We start from the raw sequence: 1754 nt of genomic DNA, 5'->3' as shown, positions 1-1754 counted from the left end.
CAGGGCCAGCTGTTCTCCTGATGGAATAACTTCAGAGACAGGTATTTCAACGTTGTTGTTGTCAGTTGTGCGCATCCCGGACAGAAAGTGATCGGGGATATCCTGATCCCAGGGCAGAAGGCTATGGGTTTTGAGCAACGCTTCAAACAGTATCTGGATGCCTTTTTTGGTGATGTCATGGTTTTTTAGTTGAAGGCAGGCTTCAAGTAGCCATTTTAGCCATTGGGAGGAATGCTCTTTGCTGAGTTTATGCAGGGCGCCCAACGAGGGAAGCAGGTCGAATACAGCCTGAGCATGGCTGGCGTCCAGAAAACGCAACTGGTCATCTTTTGTTAAGGGTTGCAAGAGTTCCCAGTAGAGTCTTTTCATATAGTCGTATTTCAGCACTCCCGATAATTGCTGCAACCGGGCTGAATGCTGTTCCCATTGGCTCTTATTCGGCAATGATTTCAGCCGCTTGGCAAAATAGACAAAACGCCCTCTGGGTTCATTGGCAGAAAACAGAGCTATTGCCTTACTTAACACGTTCAAAGGCACGGCTTTGCCCGAATGACGCCAGAAAAAATCCCGGTTCTGTTGACTAACCTCAAGGTAGCGTTTGACGCCTTTCCCTCCATAAGAAGACAGAAGCGTTATCAATGATTCCAGCATCAGAGCGGGTTTAGTCTTTTCAACGTGGTGAAATTGTTTTAAAAGCGCCCAGCTGATTACCCAGTCTGGGTTAGGGGTGGAAAGATAAAGGGAAACTGTTTTTAGCTGGCGATTGAATTTGTCATCCTCTTCATTATTCAAGTGGCTATTTTCTTCATTAGATTCTGTCAACAGCCACTGTTTCAGTTGTGTTTCCAGGTGTTTCAGCTCTTCAATAGCAGGTAGCCCTTCTGATGCCCAGAGCCTGGCCATAATTTGCAATAACAGATGGTTGGGCACCCCCCCGAAGCTTATCCAGTTCATCATTTTTTTCACTGGTTCATGTTTGGGCATGCCCTGGCCATTATTTATGGACGAGAAGGCACGGAACCGCTCCATACTGAACTCGCCATCCTGGTCTTTCCACTCCGGCCAGCCAAGCACTTTTTTCACTCGCTCATATGTGGGCATGCCCCGGCCAAGATTCATGGAAGAAAATGCGCGGAGCCGCTCCATACCGAACCTGCCATCCTTTTCTTTCCATTCCGGCCAGTTCAGCATCGCTTTCACGTCCTCATATTTGGGCGGGCCTTTGCCAGCATTCATGGCTGTGAAGGTGCGGAATCGCTCCATGCTGAACTCGCCATACTTATCTTTCCACATCTGCCAGCCCAGAATCTCTTTCACTTCCTCCTCATTTTCAGGCAAGCCTCTGGCATGATTCATGGACGAGAAGGCGCGGAACAGCTCCATGCTGAACTCGCCATTCTTGTCTTTCCATACCTGCCAGCCCAGCACCATTTTCACTTTCTTGTGTTTGGGCACAAATCTTTTGGTGAACATCGACGAGAAAGAGCGAAATAACTCCATATTGAATTCGCCATCCTCGTCTCTCCATTCCGGCCAGTCCAGCATCGCTTTTAATTTTTTATGTTCCTCATGTTTGGGAATGCCTTTGCTGTGATTCATGGACGATAAAGCGCGGAACAGCTCCATATTGAACTCGCCATCCCTGTCTTTCCATTCCGACCAGTTCAGCACCTCTTCCACGTCCTTTTTTTTGAGCATGCCTTTGCCACTATTCATGGATGAGAAAGCGCGGAACAGCTCCATATTGAACTCGC

Annotated in this window: 1 protein-coding gene; it reads right to left on the bottom strand. The window is 48.1% G+C overall.

All coding sequences use genetic code 11. The features are described 5' to 3' along the window. A partial coding sequence (locus KDK17_RS10420) for a hypothetical protein (protein ID WP_257288025.1) occupies window positions 1-1754 on the bottom strand: 1754 nt, incomplete at both ends.

Origin of the sequence: Endozoicomonas sp. SESOKO2 (genome assembly GCF_024606245.1) — a bacterium.
Taxonomy (GTDB): Bacteria; Pseudomonadota; Gammaproteobacteria; order Pseudomonadales; family Endozoicomonadaceae; genus Endozoicomonas_A.
This window is presented reverse-complemented; position numbering and strand designations above follow the sequence as displayed.